Origin of the sequence: Flavobacterium anhuiense, from assembly GCF_050990855.1 — a bacterium.
Lineage (GTDB): Bacteria > Bacteroidota > Bacteroidia > Flavobacteriales > Flavobacteriaceae > Flavobacterium > Flavobacterium anhuiense_C.
This window is the reverse complement of the sequence record NZ_CP158861.1, coordinates 3,865,344-3,883,638: the sequence shown is the minus strand read 5'-3', so window position 1 is coordinate 3,883,638 and position 18,295 is coordinate 3,865,344. Positions and strand designations below refer to the sequence as shown.

The 18,295-nt window shown below is 34.6% G+C and carries 14 protein-coding genes, 1 tRNA gene and 1 rRNA gene; 9 read left to right on the top strand and 7 right to left on the bottom strand.

What is annotated here, in order from left to right:
• Nucleotides 1–177: 177 nt before the first annotated feature.
• From ABTV69_RS17310 to ABTV69_RS17290, 5 genes are all read left to right on the top strand, one after another.
• Nucleotides 178–1,008, top strand: coding sequence for a Cof-type HAD-IIB family hydrolase (locus ABTV69_RS17310; RefSeq protein WP_433830962.1), 831 nt, complete (start codon nucleotides 178–180; stop codon nucleotides 1,006–1,008).
• A gap of 112 nt (nucleotides 1,009–1,120) precedes the next feature.
• Nucleotides 1,121–1,714, top strand: a complete 594-nt coding sequence (locus tag ABTV69_RS17305) for a hypothetical protein (protein WP_433830960.1) — start codon at nucleotides 1,121–1,123, stop codon at nucleotides 1,712–1,714.
• A gap of 94 nt (nucleotides 1,715–1,808) precedes the next feature.
• A complete protein-coding gene (locus tag ABTV69_RS17300; RefSeq protein ID WP_433830958.1) occupies nucleotides 1,809–2,762 on the top strand; it encodes a phosphoribosylaminoimidazolesuccinocarboxamide synthase in 954 nt (317 codons plus the stop codon).
• A gap of 31 nt (nucleotides 2,763–2,793) precedes the next feature.
• Nucleotides 2,794–3,924, top strand: coding sequence for a glycoside hydrolase family 26 protein (locus ABTV69_RS17295; RefSeq protein WP_433830956.1), 1,131 nt, complete (start codon nucleotides 2,794–2,796; stop codon nucleotides 3,922–3,924).
• A gap of 149 nt (nucleotides 3,925–4,073) precedes the next feature.
• A complete protein-coding gene (locus ABTV69_RS17290; RefSeq protein WP_433830954.1) occupies nucleotides 4,074–4,472 on the top strand; it encodes an ankyrin repeat domain-containing protein in 399 nt (132 codons plus the stop codon).
• Between the two features lie 49 nt (nucleotides 4,473–4,521).
• Here ABTV69_RS17290 and ABTV69_RS17285 read toward each other — a convergent pair whose 3' ends face one another.
• Nucleotides 4,522–5,058, bottom strand: coding sequence for an SRPBCC family protein (locus ABTV69_RS17285; RefSeq protein ID WP_433830952.1), 537 nt, complete (start codon nucleotides 5,056–5,058; stop codon nucleotides 4,522–4,524).
• Nucleotides 5,059–5,440: 382 nt separating this feature from the next.
• On the opposite strand from ABTV69_RS17285, the gene ABTV69_RS17280 reads away from it, so the two are divergent.
• Nucleotides 5,441–5,824: an ankyrin repeat domain-containing protein gene (locus ABTV69_RS17280; RefSeq protein WP_433830950.1), complete on the top strand. Its 384-nt coding sequence runs from the start codon at nucleotides 5,441–5,443 to the stop codon at nucleotides 5,822–5,824.
• Nucleotides 5,825–5,988: 164 nt separating this feature from the next.
• On the opposite strand, the gene ABTV69_RS17275 is transcribed toward ABTV69_RS17280, so the two are convergent.
• From ABTV69_RS17275 to ABTV69_RS17250, 6 genes are all read right to left on the bottom strand, one after another.
• Nucleotides 5,989–9,087, bottom strand: coding sequence for an efflux RND transporter permease subunit (locus tag ABTV69_RS17275; RefSeq protein ID WP_433830948.1), 3,099 nt, complete (start codon nucleotides 9,085–9,087; stop codon nucleotides 5,989–5,991).
• 3 nt (nucleotides 9,088–9,090) lie between these two features.
• Nucleotides 9,091–10,176: an efflux RND transporter periplasmic adaptor subunit gene (locus ABTV69_RS17270; protein WP_433830946.1), complete on the bottom strand. Its 1,086-nt coding sequence runs from the start codon at nucleotides 10,174–10,176 to the stop codon at nucleotides 9,091–9,093.
• A 12-nt stretch (nucleotides 10,177–10,188) separates the two neighbouring features.
• Nucleotides 10,189–11,436 carry a TolC family protein gene (locus ABTV69_RS17265; protein ID WP_433830944.1) on the bottom strand — a complete coding sequence of 416 codons (1,248 nt, stop codon included), beginning with the start codon at nucleotides 11,434–11,436 and terminating at the stop codon, nucleotides 10,189–10,191.
• An 84-nt stretch (nucleotides 11,437–11,520) separates the two neighbouring features.
• Nucleotides 11,521–12,882, bottom strand: a complete 1,362-nt coding sequence (locus tag ABTV69_RS17260) for an ATP-binding protein (protein WP_433830942.1) — start codon at nucleotides 12,880–12,882, stop codon at nucleotides 11,521–11,523.
• Nucleotides 12,879–13,559: a response regulator transcription factor gene (locus ABTV69_RS17255; protein ID WP_433830940.1), complete on the bottom strand. Its 681-nt coding sequence runs from the start codon at nucleotides 13,557–13,559 to the stop codon at nucleotides 12,879–12,881. The genes ABTV69_RS17260 and ABTV69_RS17255 overlap by 4 nt, the downstream gene beginning before the upstream one ends.
• 66 nt (nucleotides 13,560–13,625) lie before the next feature.
• Nucleotides 13,626–14,714 carry a M42 family metallopeptidase gene (locus ABTV69_RS17250; protein ID WP_433830938.1) on the bottom strand — a complete coding sequence of 363 codons (1,089 nt, stop codon included), beginning with the start codon at nucleotides 14,712–14,714 and terminating at the stop codon, nucleotides 13,626–13,628.
• A gap of 81 nt (nucleotides 14,715–14,795) precedes the next feature.
• Here ABTV69_RS17250 and ABTV69_RS17245 point away from each other — a divergent pair, with 81 nt between their 5' ends.
• The 3 genes from ABTV69_RS17245 (at nucleotide 14,796) to ABTV69_RS17235 (ending at nucleotide 18,262) form a co-directional block, all read left to right on the top strand.
• Nucleotides 14,796–15,476 (top strand): DUF4294 domain-containing protein, encoded by a 681-nt coding sequence (locus tag ABTV69_RS17245; RefSeq protein ID WP_433830936.1) that lies wholly within the window; start codon nucleotides 14,796–14,798, stop codon nucleotides 15,474–15,476.
• Nucleotides 15,477–16,548: 1,072 nt separating this feature from the next.
• Nucleotides 16,549–18,062 (top strand): 16S ribosomal RNA (locus ABTV69_RS17240).
• A gap of 126 nt (nucleotides 18,063–18,188) precedes the next feature.
• Nucleotides 18,189–18,262: transfer RNA gene (locus ABTV69_RS17235), tRNA-Ile, on the top strand.
• Nucleotides 18,263–18,295: the final 33 nt, after the last annotated feature.

Genomic DNA, 18,295 nt, shown 5'->3' with positions numbered 1-18,295 from the left:
AGAAAACAGTAAAACTATTTTTTTTCTAAAATAGAAGAGGAAATAGATTTAAAGATATTTCACGAAATAGTTAAATAAATAATAAACTTGCCTTATTTTAAGCTTTCAAACTTGTTAAACTTTGGTCTTACGAGCTTAAAGCCGTAAATTTGCAATTATACCTATTTGATTATTAATATGACAAAACTTAAAAATATAAAAGTTGTAGTAAGTGACCTTGACGGAACTTTACTCAACCCACAACACAGAATATCAGATTATACCAAATCAATTTTTCAAGAACTTCACAATCAAGGTTACCTAATTGTGGTAGCTACAGGCCGTCATCATTTGGATGCAATGGGAATTATCGACAAACTAGAAATTCCAGTTTATTTGGTAAGTTCAAACGGAGCTCGAATTCATTCGCCAAATAAAGAAGAACTTTTTTCCTTTAATTTGGATAGCGATGTCGTGAAAGCAGCTTTAAACGTAGAAATCGATCCAGAAATTACAGTCGTTTTATTTAAAGAAAATGTTTGGCAAACTAATAAATGGAATGAAAAATTAAATGCTTTTCAAGAGGAATTAAAATATCATCCAGAATTGGTAGATTATAAAACGCTTGAAGATTTTTCATCAATTAAAATTTTCTTCTCTTGTCCAGATCACGAGAAATTAGTGAAATTAAAAGATGAAGTTTTAGCCAATTCTTCAGAACATTTGCACCACGCTTTCAGCTTGCCAACTTGTTTAGAATTTATGGATAAATCTATTGATAAAGCCGTTTCTATTGAAAGAGTTTTAGAAAAAGAAGGCTTTACTTTAAAAGAAGCAGTTTCTTTTGGAGACGGTTACAATGATGTTCAAATGCTTTCTGCTTCAGGAAAAGGACTTATTATGGGTAATGCACCAGCTTCGCTAAAAGAAGAGCTTTCCCATTTAGAAGTAATTCAAACCAATGCAGAAGATGGAGTAGCAAGATATATAGCGTCTAAAATTTTAGATAAAGAATTTGCAACAACCTAATTTAGAATGTTTTATATTCAGTTTGTTGCTGAATAACAAATAATAGTTATTTTTATAAGAGCTAATTCACAGAGAGTTAGCTCTTATTTTTTTTAACCTTAATTATGTAACCATGAAAAAATTTTTACTTCAAGTAGAACGAAATTGTATTTCGGGAGCATTGCTTTTATTACCGCTTTTAGTTTTTTTTATTTTACTGGGAAAAGTTTGGAAGTTCTTCCAGAATTATGGAGAAAAATTTGCTCACTTTCTCCGTTTAGATTTGGTTTTGGGAAAATATGCAACTGATATTGCTGGCGGAATTATTTTAGTGGTTTTAATTTATTTCAGTGGTTTTCTAATGCGCTTAGCTGTTTTAAAACGATTTACAAATTGGATAGATGAAAAATTAATGATTTTTTTGCCAGGTTACGAAAAAAATAAAAAAGAAGCTGAAGAAAAATTACTTAAAAGAAATAGCAAACCAAAGCCAAGTACAGATTTACCAATTTTATTTAAAAATGGAAACTTTTGGCAACCCGCACGCTTAATAGAAGAAAATGAAAACGGAACAGCAGTTATTTTTGTCCCCAATGCTCCAGCACACGATCACGGACAAATTTTAATAGTGCAATCGGGAGATTTTAAAAAGCTCACGGAGACTACACTTGGCAGTTTAGACGACTCGATAAAATCATTTGGCAAAGGAATTTTAGACTTTAAATAATTTGGAAAAATTGAACTGATATTTTCTTTGTTTGCTCTCTCAAATAGTTTTAAATTTGCAATCATTAAAAACAACACACACAACCAAAAGGATAATGAGTAATACAATCACAACTACAAATTTTAATTTCCCGAACCAGAAATCAGTTTACCGCGGAAAAGTTAGAGAAGTTTATAATATTAACGATGAACTTTTAGTAATGGTGGCTACCGATAGACTTTCGGCTTTTGATGTAGTTTTGCCAAAAGGAATTCCATACAAAGGACAAATATTAAATCAGATTGCAACAAAATTCATGGAATTGACGCAAGATATCGTTCCAAACTGGTTGATTGCAACTCCAGATCCAAACGTTGCTGTTGGACATTTGTGCGAGCCATTTAAAGTAGAAATGGTAATTCGCGGTTATTTGTCAGGACACGCAGCTCGTGAATATGCAGCTGGAAGAAAACAAATCTGCGGCGTAGCAATGGCAGAAGGTTTAAAAGAAAATGACAAATTTCCTGAGCCAATTATCACGCCAACTACAAAAGCTGATAATGGTTCTCATGACGAAGATATTTCTCGCGAAGATATTTTAGCAAAAGGAATTGTTTCTGAAGAAGATTATTTAGTTTTAGAAAAATATACTCGTGCTTTATTTCAAAGAGGAACTGAAATCGCTGCAAAACGCGGTTTGATTTTAGTAGATACAAAATACGAATTCGGAAAAACAAAAGATGGTGTTATTGTTTTAATTGACGAAATCCATACTCCAGATTCTTCTCGTTATTTCTACGCTGAAGGTTATGCTGAAAGACAAGAAAAAGGAGAGGAGCAAAAACAATTATCTAAAGAGTTTGTTCGTCGTTGGTTGATTGAAAATGGTTTCCAAGGAAAAGACGGACAGGAAATTCCTAATATGACAGATGAATACATCGAATCTGTTTCTGAAAGATATATCGAATTGTACGAGAATATTTTAGGAGAGAAATTTGTAAAAGCTGATATTGACAATATTGATCAACGTATTGAAAAAAACGTATTAGATTACCTTTCTTCAAAATAGTACTTTCGGGTTTAAACGAACTATTTAAACCATGAATTTTATAACGAAAAAAAATGCCCTGTTAGTTTGTTTTGCTACAGGGCATTTTCTTTTTTCGCAAATTGATAAAAAGGCGACAAAAGAAACTAAAAACCTGTATCAGAATTTAAAAACCATTTCTAAAAAAAATATTCTATTCGGACATCAGCATGCGCTTGAATACGGACACGGATGGAGCAATGAACCTAATCGTTCAGACGTAAAGTCGGTTACGGGTTCACATCCAGCAGTTGTTGGCATTGATTTTAGCGATTTTTCGGGTCGATCTAAAGATCAAATTGAGAAGGCAAAAGAAGTTTTAAGAAAGTATGTAATTGATACTTATGAAAGAGGTGGAATTACAACGGTTTCTTGGCATTTTAATAATCCAGCTTCTGAAGGAGGATTTTATTGGAAAGACGGAATTTCCACAGCTTCAATGTCTTTGATAAAACCTGGCGGTTTGTACCACGAACAATACAAAGAAATTTTAAAAACTATTGCCGATTTTGCTCATTCCGTAAAAGCAAAAGATGGTAAACTTTCTCCAATGATTTTTAGGCCTTTTCATGAGTTTGATGGAGATTGGTTTTGGTGGGGAAAATCACATACTTCTCGAGAAGATTTTATTGCTGTATGGCAATTTACAGTTTCGTATTTAAAAGATACTTTGGGAGTTCACAATTTTTTGTATGCTTTTTCCCCAGATAATAGATTCAATTCTAAAGAAGAATATTTAGAACGTTATCCAGGGGATAATTTTGTAGATATGTTGGGTATGGATGATTATGGAGATTTTGGTAGAGATGGAAAGTATGATCTAGAAGCTGGCTTGAAAAAATTAAAAATATTTTCGGATTTGGCCATTAAAAAGAAAAAACTGGCTGCGTTTACCGAAACAGGTTTAGAATCAATTCCTAATGAAAAATGGTGGACAGAGGTTTTGCTGAAAACTTTAAAATCTGAAAATTTGCAATTGGTTTATGTTTTAGTTTGGCGGAATGATACTTTAAGTTCGACGCATTATTACGCGCCTTTTCCTGGACAGGTTAGTGAAGAAGATTTTATAAAATTCTACAAAGATCCTTTTACATTATTTCAGATAGACTTAAACAATATTTACAGTAAAAAGTTTAAAATGTAGTTCATTTTAAACTAATTAGAAAGCGCAATTCGGAATAATCTGAATTGCGCTTTTTTATTTTTTTTTCATTTTTAACGCAACCTAATTGGTTTTTGAATCGTCTAAAGAGTAAATCATCATAATCATCAATCATTTAATAAACAATCATCATGAAAAAAGCAGTTATTATTTTAGGAGTTTTTCTCTTTTTCGGAAATGCATCAATTGCATCAAATTTCAATTTTAAAAAGAACAATCAAGTTGAATTTTCAGTTTATGGAAAATCGCCATTGCATCTTGCAATTAGTAAAGGTGATGTTGAAGCTGTAAAGAAATTTATTCTGTACGGAACCAATATCAATAAAATGGTAAATAATATGACGCCTTTAATGGTTGCAGCAAGATTTAATCATTGTGAGATTATTAAACTTTTGCTTGCCAATGGAGCAGATTCATCAATTGAAAACTCACATGGATTTACCGCTTTGCGCTATGCGGAGTATGCTAAAGCAACAGATTCTATATTGATTTTGAATGTAATTAAAGAAAATCGCAAGAGTAGTAAATAGAAAACTAAAGTGTAATTCAGTAATTTTTTTGAATTACACTTTTAAAATATTATTCCATTTTATCTTTTAAATTTTCTAGACCTTTCTGTAAATCGTTTCCAATCATTTGGTCCATTTTAAGCATAGGAAGCATAATATTTGTAGGATAAGGAATAATTCCGCTGATTCCCCATTTTACTTTGGTTTGATTACTAGAAATAGGTTCTGTAGACATGAAACCAACTGCAGTGTCTTCCATTGGTTTCTTAAAGCGAAGAGCAAAATTCAAACGTCTGTTTTCTGTTATTTTTGTAATTTCTTGTTCGCCAACTCCAACTTCTTTTACATTACTTTCCCAAGAAGAAACAGAGCCAACTGCACCGTCAGTACCTTTATAAGTCACTTTCATTTTCGGATCCATATTGGCCCAAACGCTAAATTCGTTTTGGTTTTTTAATGATCTAACATATTTAAAAATACTATCAGCAGGTTTGTTAATCGTAATTTCTCTCTCAACTGAATATTCCTTGGGCATAAAATAAGCTGTAATTAAGACCGCTAAAATAAATAGAATTGAAATGACTAGTAATCTTTTAATAAAAATCATGGTTTTTTGTTTTAAGGTTAATAGTTTTTGAATTGTTATTTCTCTGCTAAGTACTGTGTTTTCGAGCTCTTAGATGATTCTGTTATGTCTTTGATATTGAATTGTGTACTAAAATTAAAAAAATAATTGGGAGTTTAGAATAATATTGATTTTAAAAAGATTGAAAAAAAATAAGATTTATTGTAACATTTTCTGTTTTTAGTAGTCTATTAGAGAGAAACCGTGGATTTGGTAACATTAAGATCTTTAAATTATGTATTTATTAAGTAACTGTTAACAATAGGTTAAAACAAGGTACTTTGTAATGCATAATACGAAAATTAGTATTACTTTTACATGGAATTTAAAATCATCATCAATCATTTAACAACAATCAATTATTATGAAAAAATCAGTTATTTATTTAGGATTAGCCTTAGTAACATTTGGAAATGTAGCAGTGGCTTCAAATGGAAATTCATTTGGAAAAAATCAGGTAGAATTAGGAAGCTATGCAGCAAATCCTTTGAATGTTGCTATTAGCAAAGGAGATATTGATACAGTAAAAAAGTTTATTGAATACGGAGCAGATGTAAATGAAATGTCAGACGACGAGCTTACACCATTAATGATTGCAGCAAGATACAATAAGCATGAAATTATAAAGCTTTTATTGGCTAATGGTGCACGTCATACTGAAAAAAATGAAAAAGGGTATACTGCATTAAAATATGCACAGTTATCAAATGCTACAGAATCGATTGCGATTTTGAAAGATTTGAAATAACAGTTTAAAAGTTTTGAGTTAGTGAACAAATGACCTTTCTGAGCAAAAGGTCATTTTTTTTGCTTTAGAATTAAGTTTGTAAAACAAAGAAGCATCATTTTGAAAATGATGCTTCTCCTTTTTTAAATCCCAACAAATTGATTTAAAACTAAAAAATTTAATTGCTATTCTATTGGCACATGTTTTTTTCTGTTGAATACCCAGAATAAAATTGGAAATACCAATAAGGTTAAGACAGTGGCAGTCATTAAACCTCCAATAATTACAATGGCAAGTGGTTTTTGGGATTCTGATCCAATTCCTGTAGAGATCGCAGCAGGCAATAATCCGATTGAAGCCATTAAAGCTGTCATAACTACTGCTCTTGTTCTAGCTTTAACTCCTCTAAAAATAGATTCTTCGAGCGAATATTTTGCTTTCAAATTGTGATGGAATTCAGATATTAGAATAACGCCATTTTGAATACAAATACCAAGAAGTGCAATAAAACCAACACCAGCTGAAATTCCAAAATTCATTCCAGTAATATGAAGCGCTATAATTCCACCAATAATAGCAAAGGGAACGTTCGCCAAAACAAGAAGAGAATCTTTAAAGTTTCCGAACAAAATAAATAACAGAACAAAAATTCCAATTAAACTAATCGGAACAACTTGTGCCAAACGCGCACTTGCACGAACTTGATTTTCAAACTCCCCTGTCCATCCTGTTGTATATCCAGCAGGAAGTTTCAATTCATTTACTTTTGATTGCGCTTCGGCAATTGTACTTCCTAAATCTCTATCACGTACAGAGAATTTTACCCCAATAAAACGTTTTGTATTATCTCGGTAAATAAATGCTGGACCTGTAATAGTCTTAATGTCGCAGATTTCTTTTAAAGGAATTTTAATTCCGCTAATGGTTGGAACTTTGATTTCCTCCAAATCTTTTTCGTCTTTTCTATATTCTTTAGAAAAACGAACACGAACATCAAATTTCTTTTCATCTTCGTATTTTTCAGTAGCAGTTTTTCCGCCAAAAGCCAATTCTAAAACTGCTTGTGCATCACTTAAGGTAACGCCGTAAGCCGCCATTTTTTCGCGATCCAGAATAACACTGATTTCAGGCTGACCAACATTTCTTAAAATACCAGCATCCTTAATACCTGGAATATTTTTAATCTTAGCTAAAACTTCATTTGCCAACTGATCTAGTTTGTTTAAATCGTCTCCATAAATCTTGACAGCATTTGAAGCTTTAAATCCTGCTACTGATTCGGCAACGTTATCAATTACAGGTTGCGAATAATTATACGTAATTCCTTGATGTACTTTTAGTTTTTTATCCATTTCATTAATAAGTTCATCCATAGAAATTTTACGTTTCCATTCTTTTTGCGGAATCAAGTCCACTTGCAGCTGGATAAATCCAAAACCATTTGGGTCGGTTCCGTCATTGCTTCGTCCGGTTTGAGATAATACTTTTTTGACCTCTGGAAAGCCTTCTAAATCTTTTCTAATTATTGCTGCTGTTTTTACACTTTCGGGTAGAGAAGTGCTCATCGGTAATTCTGCAGTTACCCATAGCGCACCCTCATTTAACTGTGGTAAAAACTCTGTTCCTAAAAAGCCTGCAGAAAAGAAAACTGCTGCTAATAATGCTGTGGAAGCAATTAATGTTTGAATTTTATGTTTAAAAGTCCATTTGAAACCTTTGCCCACAATTCTATCCCAGAAGTTCACAAACGGGTTGTGTTTTTCTTTTACATTTTTATTCAATAGAATATGAGAAAGAACTGGTACCAAAGTCAATGTAAAAATAAGCGCTCCTAACAATGCAAAGCCTAGTGTGAAGGCTAGAGGAGAGAACATTTTTCCTTCTACTTTCTGAAAAGAGAAAATGGGAAGTAAAGCTGTAATAATAATCAATTTTGAAAAGAAAATAGCTTTCCCCATTTCTGTTCCTGTTTTCTTGATTAAGCTTCCTTTGGCTATTTTGTTAAATTTTTCCATTCCCAACTGATGCGCTCGATGATCTAAGACTACAAATAAACCTTCAACCATTACAACAGCCCCATCAATGATAATTCCGAAATCGACAGCTCCTAAACTCAATAAGTTGGCGCTCATTCCCATCATTTTAAGACACAAAAAGGCAAATAATAACGAAAGCGGAATTACAATTGAAACAGTAAAAGTGGTTCTCCAATCAGCCATAAAAAGAAATACGACACAGGTAACCAGAATAATACCTTCAAATAAATTGTGCATTACAGTTTCGGTCGTAAAATTCATCAGATTATCACGATCGTAAAAAGTTTCAATTTTTATGTCTTTTGGAAGAACATTATCATTAAGATCTTTAATTTTTGCTTTTATTAACGCAAGAGTTTCTTGCGGATTTTCGCCTTTTCGCATTACCACAATACCTTCAACGGCATCGTCATTATTTCCAAGACCGGTTTGCCCAACTCTTGGCATCGAACTTTCGTAAACATCTGCAAGATTTTTAACTAAAATAGGATTTCCAGCAGCATCGTCTACAATAATATTTCCTATGTCTTCTTTCGACTTTAATAAACCAACACCACGAACGACAAATGCTTGTCCGTTTTTTTCAATAACATCACCACCAACGTTTAAGTTTCCAGCATTTACGGCATTATAAACCTGTAATGGCGTAATATTATATTTAGCCAATTTAATAGGGTCAACACCAACTTCATACGTTTTAGTCTGTCCTCCAAAAACATTTAAATCAGCAACTCCTGGAAGAGAACGTAGCTGTTTGTCTATAACCCAGTTTTGATAAGTTAATAGTTCTCTACTATCTCTGCTGTCACTTTTTACAATATATCTAAAAATTTCTCCTGTCGGACCGTAGGGTGGTTGTACATCTGGTTCTACATCATCTGGAAGCGAGACATTTTTAAGTAAATTATTTACTTGAAAACGGGCAAAAGTATCATCGACACCATCATCAAAAATAATTTTGATTACCGATAATCCAAACATGGTAATGCTTCGAACACTTGTTTTTTTCTGAACAGAGTTCATGGAAATTTCAATTGGAGAAGTAACGAAGCGTTCCACTTCTTCGGCACTTTTTCCATTCCATTGCGTGATGATAATAATTTGTGTATTGGTAACGTCTGGAAAGGCGTCAATAGGCATGTTTTTAAACGAAATAAATCCAGCAACAGCCAATAACCCAACCCAAAAGAAGGTAAATGCTTTGTTCTTTAAAGAGAAAGCGATAATGTTTTTTATGAATTTGTTCATGTCTTAATTATTTAAAGCACCATAAATAAACAGCTGATTGTTTGTGATTACTTTTTCATTTTCTTTTAATCCACTTGAAATATATGTGGTGTCGCCAACAACTCTGTATACTTCAACTTGTCTTGTTTCTATGTTATTTCGGTCTTTAAACACTACAACAAAATTTTTGCTTTTGTCAAAAACAATAGCTTTACTAGGTACGGCTATCATCATCTGATTTTCATTAAAAGATAATTTAATGTTGGCATTCATATCAGGTTTAAGCATGTAATCAGGATTGCTCAATTTTATTCTTGCTTGCATTGCTTTCGTTTCAGGATCAATCACATTGTAAATTTTATCTACTTTTCCATGAAAGGTTTTGTCTGGATAACTTAAAGTGGTAACTGCCGCCGTAGTTCCTAGTTTTACTTTATTAATATCAATTTCATTAATATTTGCCATTGCCCAAACTTCACTAATTTCGGCAATATCAAATATGTTTTCAGAACGGTCATTACGCAAAAGCATATCTTGATTGATGCTTTTTTGAATAATAAACCCACTTATCGGCGCCGTTACTTCGTAAATAGATCCAGCTTTTATATTATAAATTTTATATGTTTCCTGAATTTTGCTTAATTGCGACTGCGCTTTATTTACTTCAGATTTTGCCTGAAGAACATCGCTTTCAGAATTTAATTTTCCATCAAATAGCTCTTGTGCTACTTTTAAGTTGTTTTTTGCCACTAGCAAATCACTTTTAGCATCGATCGATTGTTTTTCAAAATCGGCTACATCGGTACTCTTTATCGTTGCTAGAACTTGTCCTTTTTTTACATAATCACCAAGTTCAACGTTTACTTTCATTACATTTCCGCCAACTAAGGGGTAAACATCGATCATTTTATTATCGTCTGCCGTAATTTTTCCATAAAAACTAAGCTCATTTTTTAGCGGTTGCGTCGTAGCATCAGCGGTTGTAGTAGTTTTTAACATTTCGTTACTTATAACGAAAGAGGTATTCGTTTCGGGATTATCGGCTTCTTTTTTGCAGCTTACTAGAGATAGACTTACAATTGTGATTCCTATGAATAGTGTATGTTTCATTTCTTTGCTTTTTTAAAATAGATCTTTGTTGATGGTACTGTTTAATTCTTCGCCTGCTATTACCACTTTTTTCTTTAATTCGTTTAACTGAATTATCGCTTGATTGTAGCTTTCCATAAAATCGGTAAATTCGAGAAGACTTACATTTCGTTTTTGAAAGTTCGTTAGCATTCCATTATAAACTGCTTCAAAATCCGAGTTTACAGTAGGTTTAATCACGCTATAGTTTTGTCTTGACTCGTCCCATTTTGTCCAAGCTGAAGTGATTTCTGTTTGAAGCTGTAACTCAAAATTCTGTTTTTCAACTTTAGATTGTTCTAAAATAGTTTGAGCATATTTAATGTTTCCTTTGTTTTTATTCCATAGAGGCAACGGAATTGCAACATTAAGATTTGCTTCGTTATTAAAAGCCCCGCTTCGCTGATCGTAATTTGCTCCCACAGTAATGTCAGGAATAGAAAGCGATTTTTGCAGTTTTACATTCAGTTCATTAGCATCAATTTCTTTTTGTTTAGCTAAATAATCTGGTCGGTTAGCAATGGCTTGTTCTTCAAAGTTTTTAAGATCAAAGTCAATTACTTTTAAATATTTGTTCGAATCGTCTTTGCTAACTATAGGAACTACATTTTCTGTTTCATTCAACAGTAATTTTAAATTCGCCTGTTCTTCAATATTGTTATTTACAACTTCCAGTCGTTCATTTTTAAAATTAAGATACAGCGACTGCAGACGAACAACATCCTTTAGCGGGATATTTCCTTTTTGTGCTTGAACGGAATAGGAATTAATCAGGTTTTCGATATGAGCCAGCTGCTTATCGGTATTCTCAAGATTTTTAGTGTTGTAATAAACAGTGTAAAAGCTCTTTCGCAATTGAAACTTCAAAGTACGTAATAAGTCATTAAATTGAAGCTCTGCCAACTGTGCATTAGATTGAGCAAGTTTAACTTCATTACGTTTTTTACCTCCAAGATAAATAAGTTGCTCAATACCAAATACTTTCTGACCATCTTTACCAATATCGAAGAACTTATCCCTCTCTGGGTTATAAGCATTCAATTCGGCACTGATCACCGGATTATCCCAAATACGAGCTTGAATTGTTAAAGCTTTTGAGGCGTCGATGTTATATTGCGATGCCAGTAAAAATAAATTCTTTTTTAAGAATTGGCTTTCACAGTCTTGAAGGGTGAGTGTTTTTTGTGCTATTGCAGCCTGACTTAAAACTGCAAATAACAGCAATGCGAATAACTTTTTCATTGTATTAATTTAGGATTATACAAATATGCTATCAACAGGCTTTAGGGGAGCTTAAAATCTACCTTAAAAATAGCTTAAAAAAGTTTATAAATCGAAAAATAATTGAAATAAATTCGTGTTAATATTTGGAATTGAGTAGGTTATGTTTGCTTTGTGAACTGTCAAAATACGATGTACAATTCGTAAGCCAAGTCCAAAACCTGAAGTTTTTTTTGAGTTTTGCCCACGCATAAAAGGTTCAAAAAGGCTTTTTTGTTCCTCTTCGCTTAAAGTGCTTCCTGTATTTGATACAGAAATTATAAGATGATAATGATCTGTGCTTATTTTTACTTTCGCTTGCTTATCATCAGAGTAAATGTAGGCATTCTTTAATATGTTAGTTAAAGCAATTTCTAAGAGATTTTTATTTCCCTTTATTTCTAATGCAGTATCCAAATCATCGCTTTCCTCCATTTCAAAAAGAATAACAAAATCTGGAAACGTTTTGTTGATTTTTTCGATAGAAGAAAATAATATTTCATCTAGACGTTGAATTTCGTTACTCTCATTATTTCTATTGTCAATTTTTGAAAGAATGAGTAACGAAGTAATTAGTTCGCCTAAATGATTAACATCAGTTAATATGTTTCTTAAAAAAGAACTGTTTTTTGGCTGAATTTCTGGATCAGCAATAGCATTTTCAATCTGAGAAGTCATTCTAGAAAGAGGCGTCCTTAATTCATGGGAGGCATGAGCAGTAAATTCTTTTTGTTTTTGGTACGAAAGTTCAATTCGATCCATCATAAAATTAAACTCATTAGCAAGCAGATCTACTTCATTTTTAGTGTTTTTGGATGCAATTCTAGAATCAAGATTGTTCTCGTTAATATTTTTAATTTTTTGGTGAAAAGCATTCAAAGGATTCATTGCTTTTTTTACAGTGAAAGAAGTAATAACCCAGCATACGCAAGTGAAAAAGATGTAAGATATAATTAAAGTATAGCGGAGAAAAAGCAATTTCTTTTTACCATAATCATCAGTTGCCGATATTAAAGCATAAAAATCTTTGTCGTTTGTATCATAAAAAACGCCATATACTTCGTAATCTCCCTGCTGTTTGAAAAAGGTTTTGTTCTTTTTTAAATATTTTAGGTCATCAACAGACCAATTGATTTTAGCATCATCGATACTGCTGTAGATTAACTTATAATTGGAATCAAAAACCAAAGTTTTTTCATCATAGAGTTTGTTAATCGAATTTTGATCAATAATTTTAAGAAGCTGATTGTCGACTTGCTTTACATTTACTAGCAATTTTATGTTAGACAGCGCTTTAACTTCTAGACGGTCGCGAAACTCTTCTTTTCGATAATTAGAATATAAAATGAATATCACTGTGGAAGCCAATCCAAAAAGGATGGTAAACAGTAAACTGACTAAAAGTGATATCCGATTTTTTAATGTCATTCTTGATCGCTTAGATAATAGCCGTAACCGACTTTGGTACGAATAAGTTTTATTTCGTGATCCTTATCAATTTTCTTTCTTAAAAAATTAATATAAACTTCAATCGTATTCTGATTGGTTTCAATATGATAATCCCAAAGTTTTTCAGCAATAAATTGTTTCGAAAGCACTTTTCCTCTGGCATGAGCCAAAATTAAAATGAGTTTAAACTCTTTCGGAGTAAGTTTGATTTCTTCACCAGATCTAAAGACTTTCATGTCTTCTTCAAGAATTTCCAAATCATTTATTACAATTTTGTTTTCTACCTGCTGCGGAACTTCTTTACGTCTTAAAAGGGATTGGACTCTTGCGTATAATTCTTCAAAATGAAAAGGTTTTACCAAATAATCATCTGCGCCACTATCAAAAGAAGATAATTTGTCGTCAATTTCGCTAAAAGCAGTCAGCATAATAATAGGAGTTTTATTGTCGATTTTCCGGATTTCTTTGCAAACGTCTATACCATTTGATCCAGGAACATTGATATCGAGAATAATTAAATCATATTCGTACTGAAAGTACTTTTTTAGAAGTAAAGAACCATCATAAAAAGGAATACACTCGAACTTCTTTGAAGTAAAGAATGCTGAGATTTCTTTAGATAAAGTAAAATCGTCTTCGAGGAGTAGTATTTTCATTTTTAGGTAAAATTTGTAAACTCGGCCGTTTAAGAAACAGCCGAATTTAGTATAGGATTGCGTTTTTTAATTGAAATAAGAAAATGTTTCGTTGTTTTCAATCTTAAGTAATGATTCATAAATCAATTGAATAACATTTTCAACATCATCCCTATGAACCATTTCTACAGTAGTATGCATGTAACGTAACGGAAGCGAAATCAAAGCCGAAGGAACACCACCATTGCTATATGCAAAAGCATCAGTGTCTGTACCTGTTGCACGTGAAGTAGCGTGTCTCTGAAACGGAATTTTATTTTCTGTAGCAGTATCGACAATCAAATCTCGCAATTTATTCTGAATAGCTGGCGAATAACCAATAACAGGGCCTTTACCCATTTTAAGATCGCCTTCTACCTTTTTATCAATCATTGGAGTAGTGGTGTCGTGACATACATCAGTAACAATTGCAACATTTGGTTTTATTCTATGTGCAATCATTTCAGCGCCGCGAAGACCAATTTCTTCTTGAACAGAGTTTACGATATACAAACCAAAAGGAAGTTTTTTATTATTTTCTTTTAATAATCGAGCAACTTCAGCAATCATAAAACCACCCATTCTATTATCAATAGCGCGGCAGACAAATTTGTTTTCGTTTAGAATCATAAATTCGTCAGGATAAGTAATCACACATCCAACATGAACGCCTAGCGCTTCGACCTGCTCTTTGTTTTCGCAACCTAAATCAATAAAAATGTTGCTCAATTTTGGAATTTCTTCTTTATCTCGCAGACGAGTATGAATTGCTGGCCATCCAAAAACACCCTTAACAATTCCATTTTTAGTGTGAATGTTCACTCTTTTTGAAGGCGCAATCTGATGGTCGGAACCACCATTTCGTATTACATATATTAAACCGTCTTCTGTAATATAATTTACATACCAAGAAATTTCATCAGCATGTCCTTCAATAACAACTTTATAAGGAGCATCAGGATTAATTACCCCAACAGCAGTTCCGTAAGTATCAGTGATGAAAGTATCAACATAAGGTTTTAAATAATCCATCCAAAGCTTTTGGCCTTCACTTTCGTAACCCGTAGGAGAAGCATTATTTAAGTAGCTTTCCAAGAATGCTATAGAGGTATCATTTAAGATAGAATTTGTACTCATAAAAATATTTTTCCGCTAAAATATAAATTTGGTATCAGAGTTGTGTATAAATATATAATTTTACATTTAAATTATGATTCAATGAGACTAACCACCTTTTTATTTATTCTATTAGTTTGTTTTTCGTCTAAAGCCCAAGTTACTCCCAAAGAGAACGAACAAATGGGGTACATATTGACAGAGAGGGATTCTATTTTAAGTGATACTATCCAGCTTCCTGAAATAATTATTTCGAAAGGACAAAAGATGAGTCCAGAAGAAATGAAACAATTTCAGATTCTTCAAAATAGAGTATATAAAGTGTATCCTTACGCAAAACTTGCTGCAGAGCGATTAACTGCTCTGAATAGCGGAATGGCACGGTTAAAAACGAGTCGTGAAAAAAAGAAGTATTTTAAAATCGTAGAAGATTATTTAAATAATGAGTTCGAAGAGAGATTAAAAAAGCTTTCTCGTAAACAGGGACAGATTTTGGTTAAGCTTATTCATCGTCAGACAGGAATTACGACATACGAGTTGATAAAAACGCTGAAAAGTGGATTCAAAGCTTTTGTTTCGAATACAACGGCGAATCTGTTTGATATTAGTTTGAAAGAAGAATACAAACCATACGAGGTGAACGAAGACTATTTAATAGAAACAATTTTGGTTAGAGCATTTGAATCCGGACGACTAATAAATCAGAAACCAGCGAATCCTGTAAACTATGAAGATCTTGCAGAGAAGTGGGAGAAAAGAGCAACAGATCTAAATAAGAAATAATTCTACCTAATATATAATAGTATAACCCGACAGTTTTCAAAACTGTCGGGTTTATTTTTTGCATACACTTATATAATGTATAGTATGTCAAGCAGAGCGGAGTCGAAGCCTATTAGATCTTGATATCCGACAGGTTTCCAAAACCTGTCGGGTTTATTAATGCCACATGTTATATATAAGTATAGGATGTGAGGCTGAGCGAAGCGAAGCCTATTAAGCTTTGGGATTTGGAATTTTTTAAATTGGAATTTGATAAGGAGCTTAATCCCGCTATCCGCTGCAATCTTTTCATGGCGAACCCCGCCCCAAAAAGGATTTCCGCTGCTATCGGGGCTAGGGAATCGGTTTCCATAAGAAAAATAGAAGGGAAAACTTGGTGGCTTTGCGCCTCTGCGGGATTAAAAACGGCAGAGGCAGTGCCCGAAAGCTTTAATTTCCCTGCAAAAAACAGCAGGAAAACCTGAAAACTCCATAAAACAGACAGCCAGAATCTCCGATAAAATAATAAAAGCACGCCTGTGTTCAGAAAAACCTCACAAGCAATAAAAAATAATTGATCTGTAAAGAAGCTGTTACCAGTTAGTTAAGAAAAAGATCAAAAAAAAGCAAAAAAAAGCGTGATAAAAAGCTTGGAAAAGCGGAAAAAGGTTCTACTTTTGCACCCGCAACAGCGAAAAACGCTCTTAGAAATTCCGATAGCAGGCAAGAATCGAAAAGGAAAGAAATTTTCAAAAAAAAGATTCGGAAAAGCTTGCGGGAATTGAAAAAGCTTTTTATATTTGCACCCCGCAAAACACGGAAAGTTCATTGGAAGATTGGAAGGAAAACGGAAAAAGGAAGCGAAAAAAAAGCTTCAAAAATTTTTCAGGTTTTGCTTGCAGGAAACAAAAAGAATTTTTAGTTTTGCACCCGCTTTGAGAAACAAGCGATGAAGGAATAAAAGACACGTTCGTAGACATATTGAATTGACAGCCGTCTCGTTTAACAGCGGGACAAAAGAAATAAGAGCAGTAGAATCGAGAGATTCGAAAAAGAACCGATAGAAAGCGTCGAATATATAATATTAAAATATACGATGAAGAGTTTGATCCTGGCTCAGGATGAACGCTAGCGGCAGGCTTAACACATGCAAGTCGAGGGGTAGGGTTCTTCGGAACCTGAGACCGGCGCACGGGTGCGTAACGCGTATGCAATCTGCCTTTCACAGAGGAATAGCCCAGAGAAATTTGGATTAATGCCTCATAGCATTGGGTAAGGGCATCCTTTTCCAATTAAAGTCACAACGGTGAAAGATGAGCATGCGTCCCATTAGCTAGTTGGTAAGGTAACGGCTTACCAAGGCGACGATGGGTAGGGGTCCTGAGAGGGAGATCCCCCACACTGGTACTGAGACACGGACCAGACTCCTACGGGAGGCAGCAGTGAGGAATATTGGTCAATGGGCGCAAGCCTGAACCAGCCATGCCGCGTGCAGGATGACGGTCCTATGGATTGTAAACTGCTTTTGTACGGGAAGAAACACTCCCTCGTGAGGGAGCTTGACGGTACCGTAAGAATAAGGATCGGCTAACTCCGTGCCAGCAGCCGCGGTAATACGGAGGATCCAAGCGTTATCCGGAATCATTGGGTTTAAAGGGTCCGTAGGCGGTCTTGTAAGTCAGTGGTGAAAGCCCATCGCTCAACGGTGGAACGGCCATTGATACTGCAGGACTTGAATTACTGGGAAGCAACTAGAATATGTAGTGTAGCGGTGAAATGCTTAGAGATTACATGGAATACCAATTGCGAAGGCAGGTTGCTACCGGTGGATTGACGCTGATGGACGAAAGCGTGGGTAGCGAACAGGATTAGATACCCTGGTAGTCCACGCCGTAAACGATGGATACTAGCTGTTGGGCGCAAGTTCAGTGGCTAAGCGAAAGTGATAAGTATCCCACCTGGGGAGTACGAACGCAAGTTTGAAACTCAAAGGAATTGACGGGGGCCCGCACAAGCGGTGGAGCATGTGGTTTAATTCGATGATACGCGAGGAACCTTACCAAGGCTTAAATGCAGACTGACCGATTTGGAAACAGATCTTTCGCAAGACAGTTTACAAGGTGCTGCATGGTTGTCGTCAGCTCGTGCCGTGAGGTGTCAGGTTAAGTCCTATAACGAGCGCAACCCCTGTTGTTAGTTGCCAGCGAGTAGTGTCGGGAACTCTAACAAGACTGCCAGTGCAAACTGTGAGGAAGGTGGGGATGACGTCAAATCATCACGGCCCTTACGCCTTGGGCTACACACGTGCTACAATGGCCGGTACAGAGAGCAGCCACCCCGCGAGGGGGAGCGAATCTATAAAGCCGGTCACAGTTCGGATCGGAGTCTGCAACTCGACTCCGTGAAGCTGGAATCGCTAGTAATCGGATATCAGCCATGATCCGGTGAATACGTTCCCGGGCCTTGTACACACCGCCCGTCAAGCCATGGAAGCTGGGGGTGCCTGAAGTCGGTGACCGCAAGGAGCTGCCTAGGGTAAAACTGGTAACTAGGGCTAAGTCGTAACAAGGTAGCCGTACCGGAAGGTGCGGCTGGAACACCTCCTTTCTAGAGCCCGAGTGTTAGCCGTTGGGCACGCTTGGGAAATAAGATGCCGACAGAGGTTCGGAATCCCGAAATTGTATTGCTCTTGCTGTTAATTTAAAAAAAAATGATAAGGAATCAAGAAGACAGAGTCTCGTAGCTCAGCTGGTTAGAGTACTACACTGATAATGTAGGGGTCGGCAGTTCGAGTCTGCCCGGGACTACTAAAAACCTGATTCAGGAAATTCTAGAGGTTA

What these genes read in the sequence shown, in the direction of transcription:
- ABTV69_RS17310 (WP_433830962.1), top strand. Translation starts at nt 178, where the DNA reads ATGACAAAACTTAAAAATATAAAAGTTGTAGTAAGTGACCTTGACGGA.
- ABTV69_RS17305 (WP_433830960.1), top strand. Translation starts at nt 1,121, where the DNA reads ATGAAAAAATTTTTACTTCAAGTAGAACGAAATTGTATTTCGGGAGCA.
- ABTV69_RS17300 (WP_433830958.1), top strand. Translation starts at nt 1,809, where the DNA reads ATGAGTAATACAATCACAACTACAAATTTTAATTTCCCGAACCAGAAA.
- ABTV69_RS17295 (WP_433830956.1), top strand. Translation starts at nt 2,794, where the DNA reads ATGAATTTTATAACGAAAAAAAATGCCCTGTTAGTTTGTTTTGCTACA.
- ABTV69_RS17290 (WP_433830954.1), top strand. Translation starts at nt 4,074, where the DNA reads ATGAAAAAAGCAGTTATTATTTTAGGAGTTTTTCTCTTTTTCGGAAAT.
- ABTV69_RS17285 (WP_433830952.1), bottom strand. Translation starts at nt 5,058, where the DNA reads ATGATTTTTATTAAAAGATTACTAGTCATTTCAATTCTATTTATTTTA.
- ABTV69_RS17280 (WP_433830950.1), top strand. Translation starts at nt 5,441, where the DNA reads ATGAAAAAATCAGTTATTTATTTAGGATTAGCCTTAGTAACATTTGGA.
- ABTV69_RS17275 (WP_433830948.1), bottom strand. Translation starts at nt 9,087, where the DNA reads ATGAACAAATTCATAAAAAACATTATCGCTTTCTCTTTAAAGAACAAA.
- ABTV69_RS17270 (WP_433830946.1), bottom strand. Translation starts at nt 10,176, where the DNA reads ATGAAACATACACTATTCATAGGAATCACAATTGTAAGTCTATCTCTA.
- ABTV69_RS17265 (WP_433830944.1), bottom strand. Translation starts at nt 11,436, where the DNA reads ATGAAAAAGTTATTCGCATTGCTGTTATTTGCAGTTTTAAGTCAGGCT.
- ABTV69_RS17260 (WP_433830942.1), bottom strand. Translation starts at nt 12,882, where the DNA reads ATGACATTAAAAAATCGGATATCACTTTTAGTCAGTTTACTGTTTACC.
- ABTV69_RS17255 (WP_433830940.1), bottom strand. Translation starts at nt 13,559, where the DNA reads ATGAAAATACTACTCCTCGAAGACGATTTTACTTTATCTAAAGAAATC.
- ABTV69_RS17250 (WP_433830938.1), bottom strand. Translation starts at nt 14,714, where the DNA reads ATGAGTACAAATTCTATCTTAAATGATACCTCTATAGCATTCTTGGAA.
- ABTV69_RS17245 (WP_433830936.1), top strand. Translation starts at nt 14,796, where the DNA reads ATGAGACTAACCACCTTTTTATTTATTCTATTAGTTTGTTTTTCGTCT.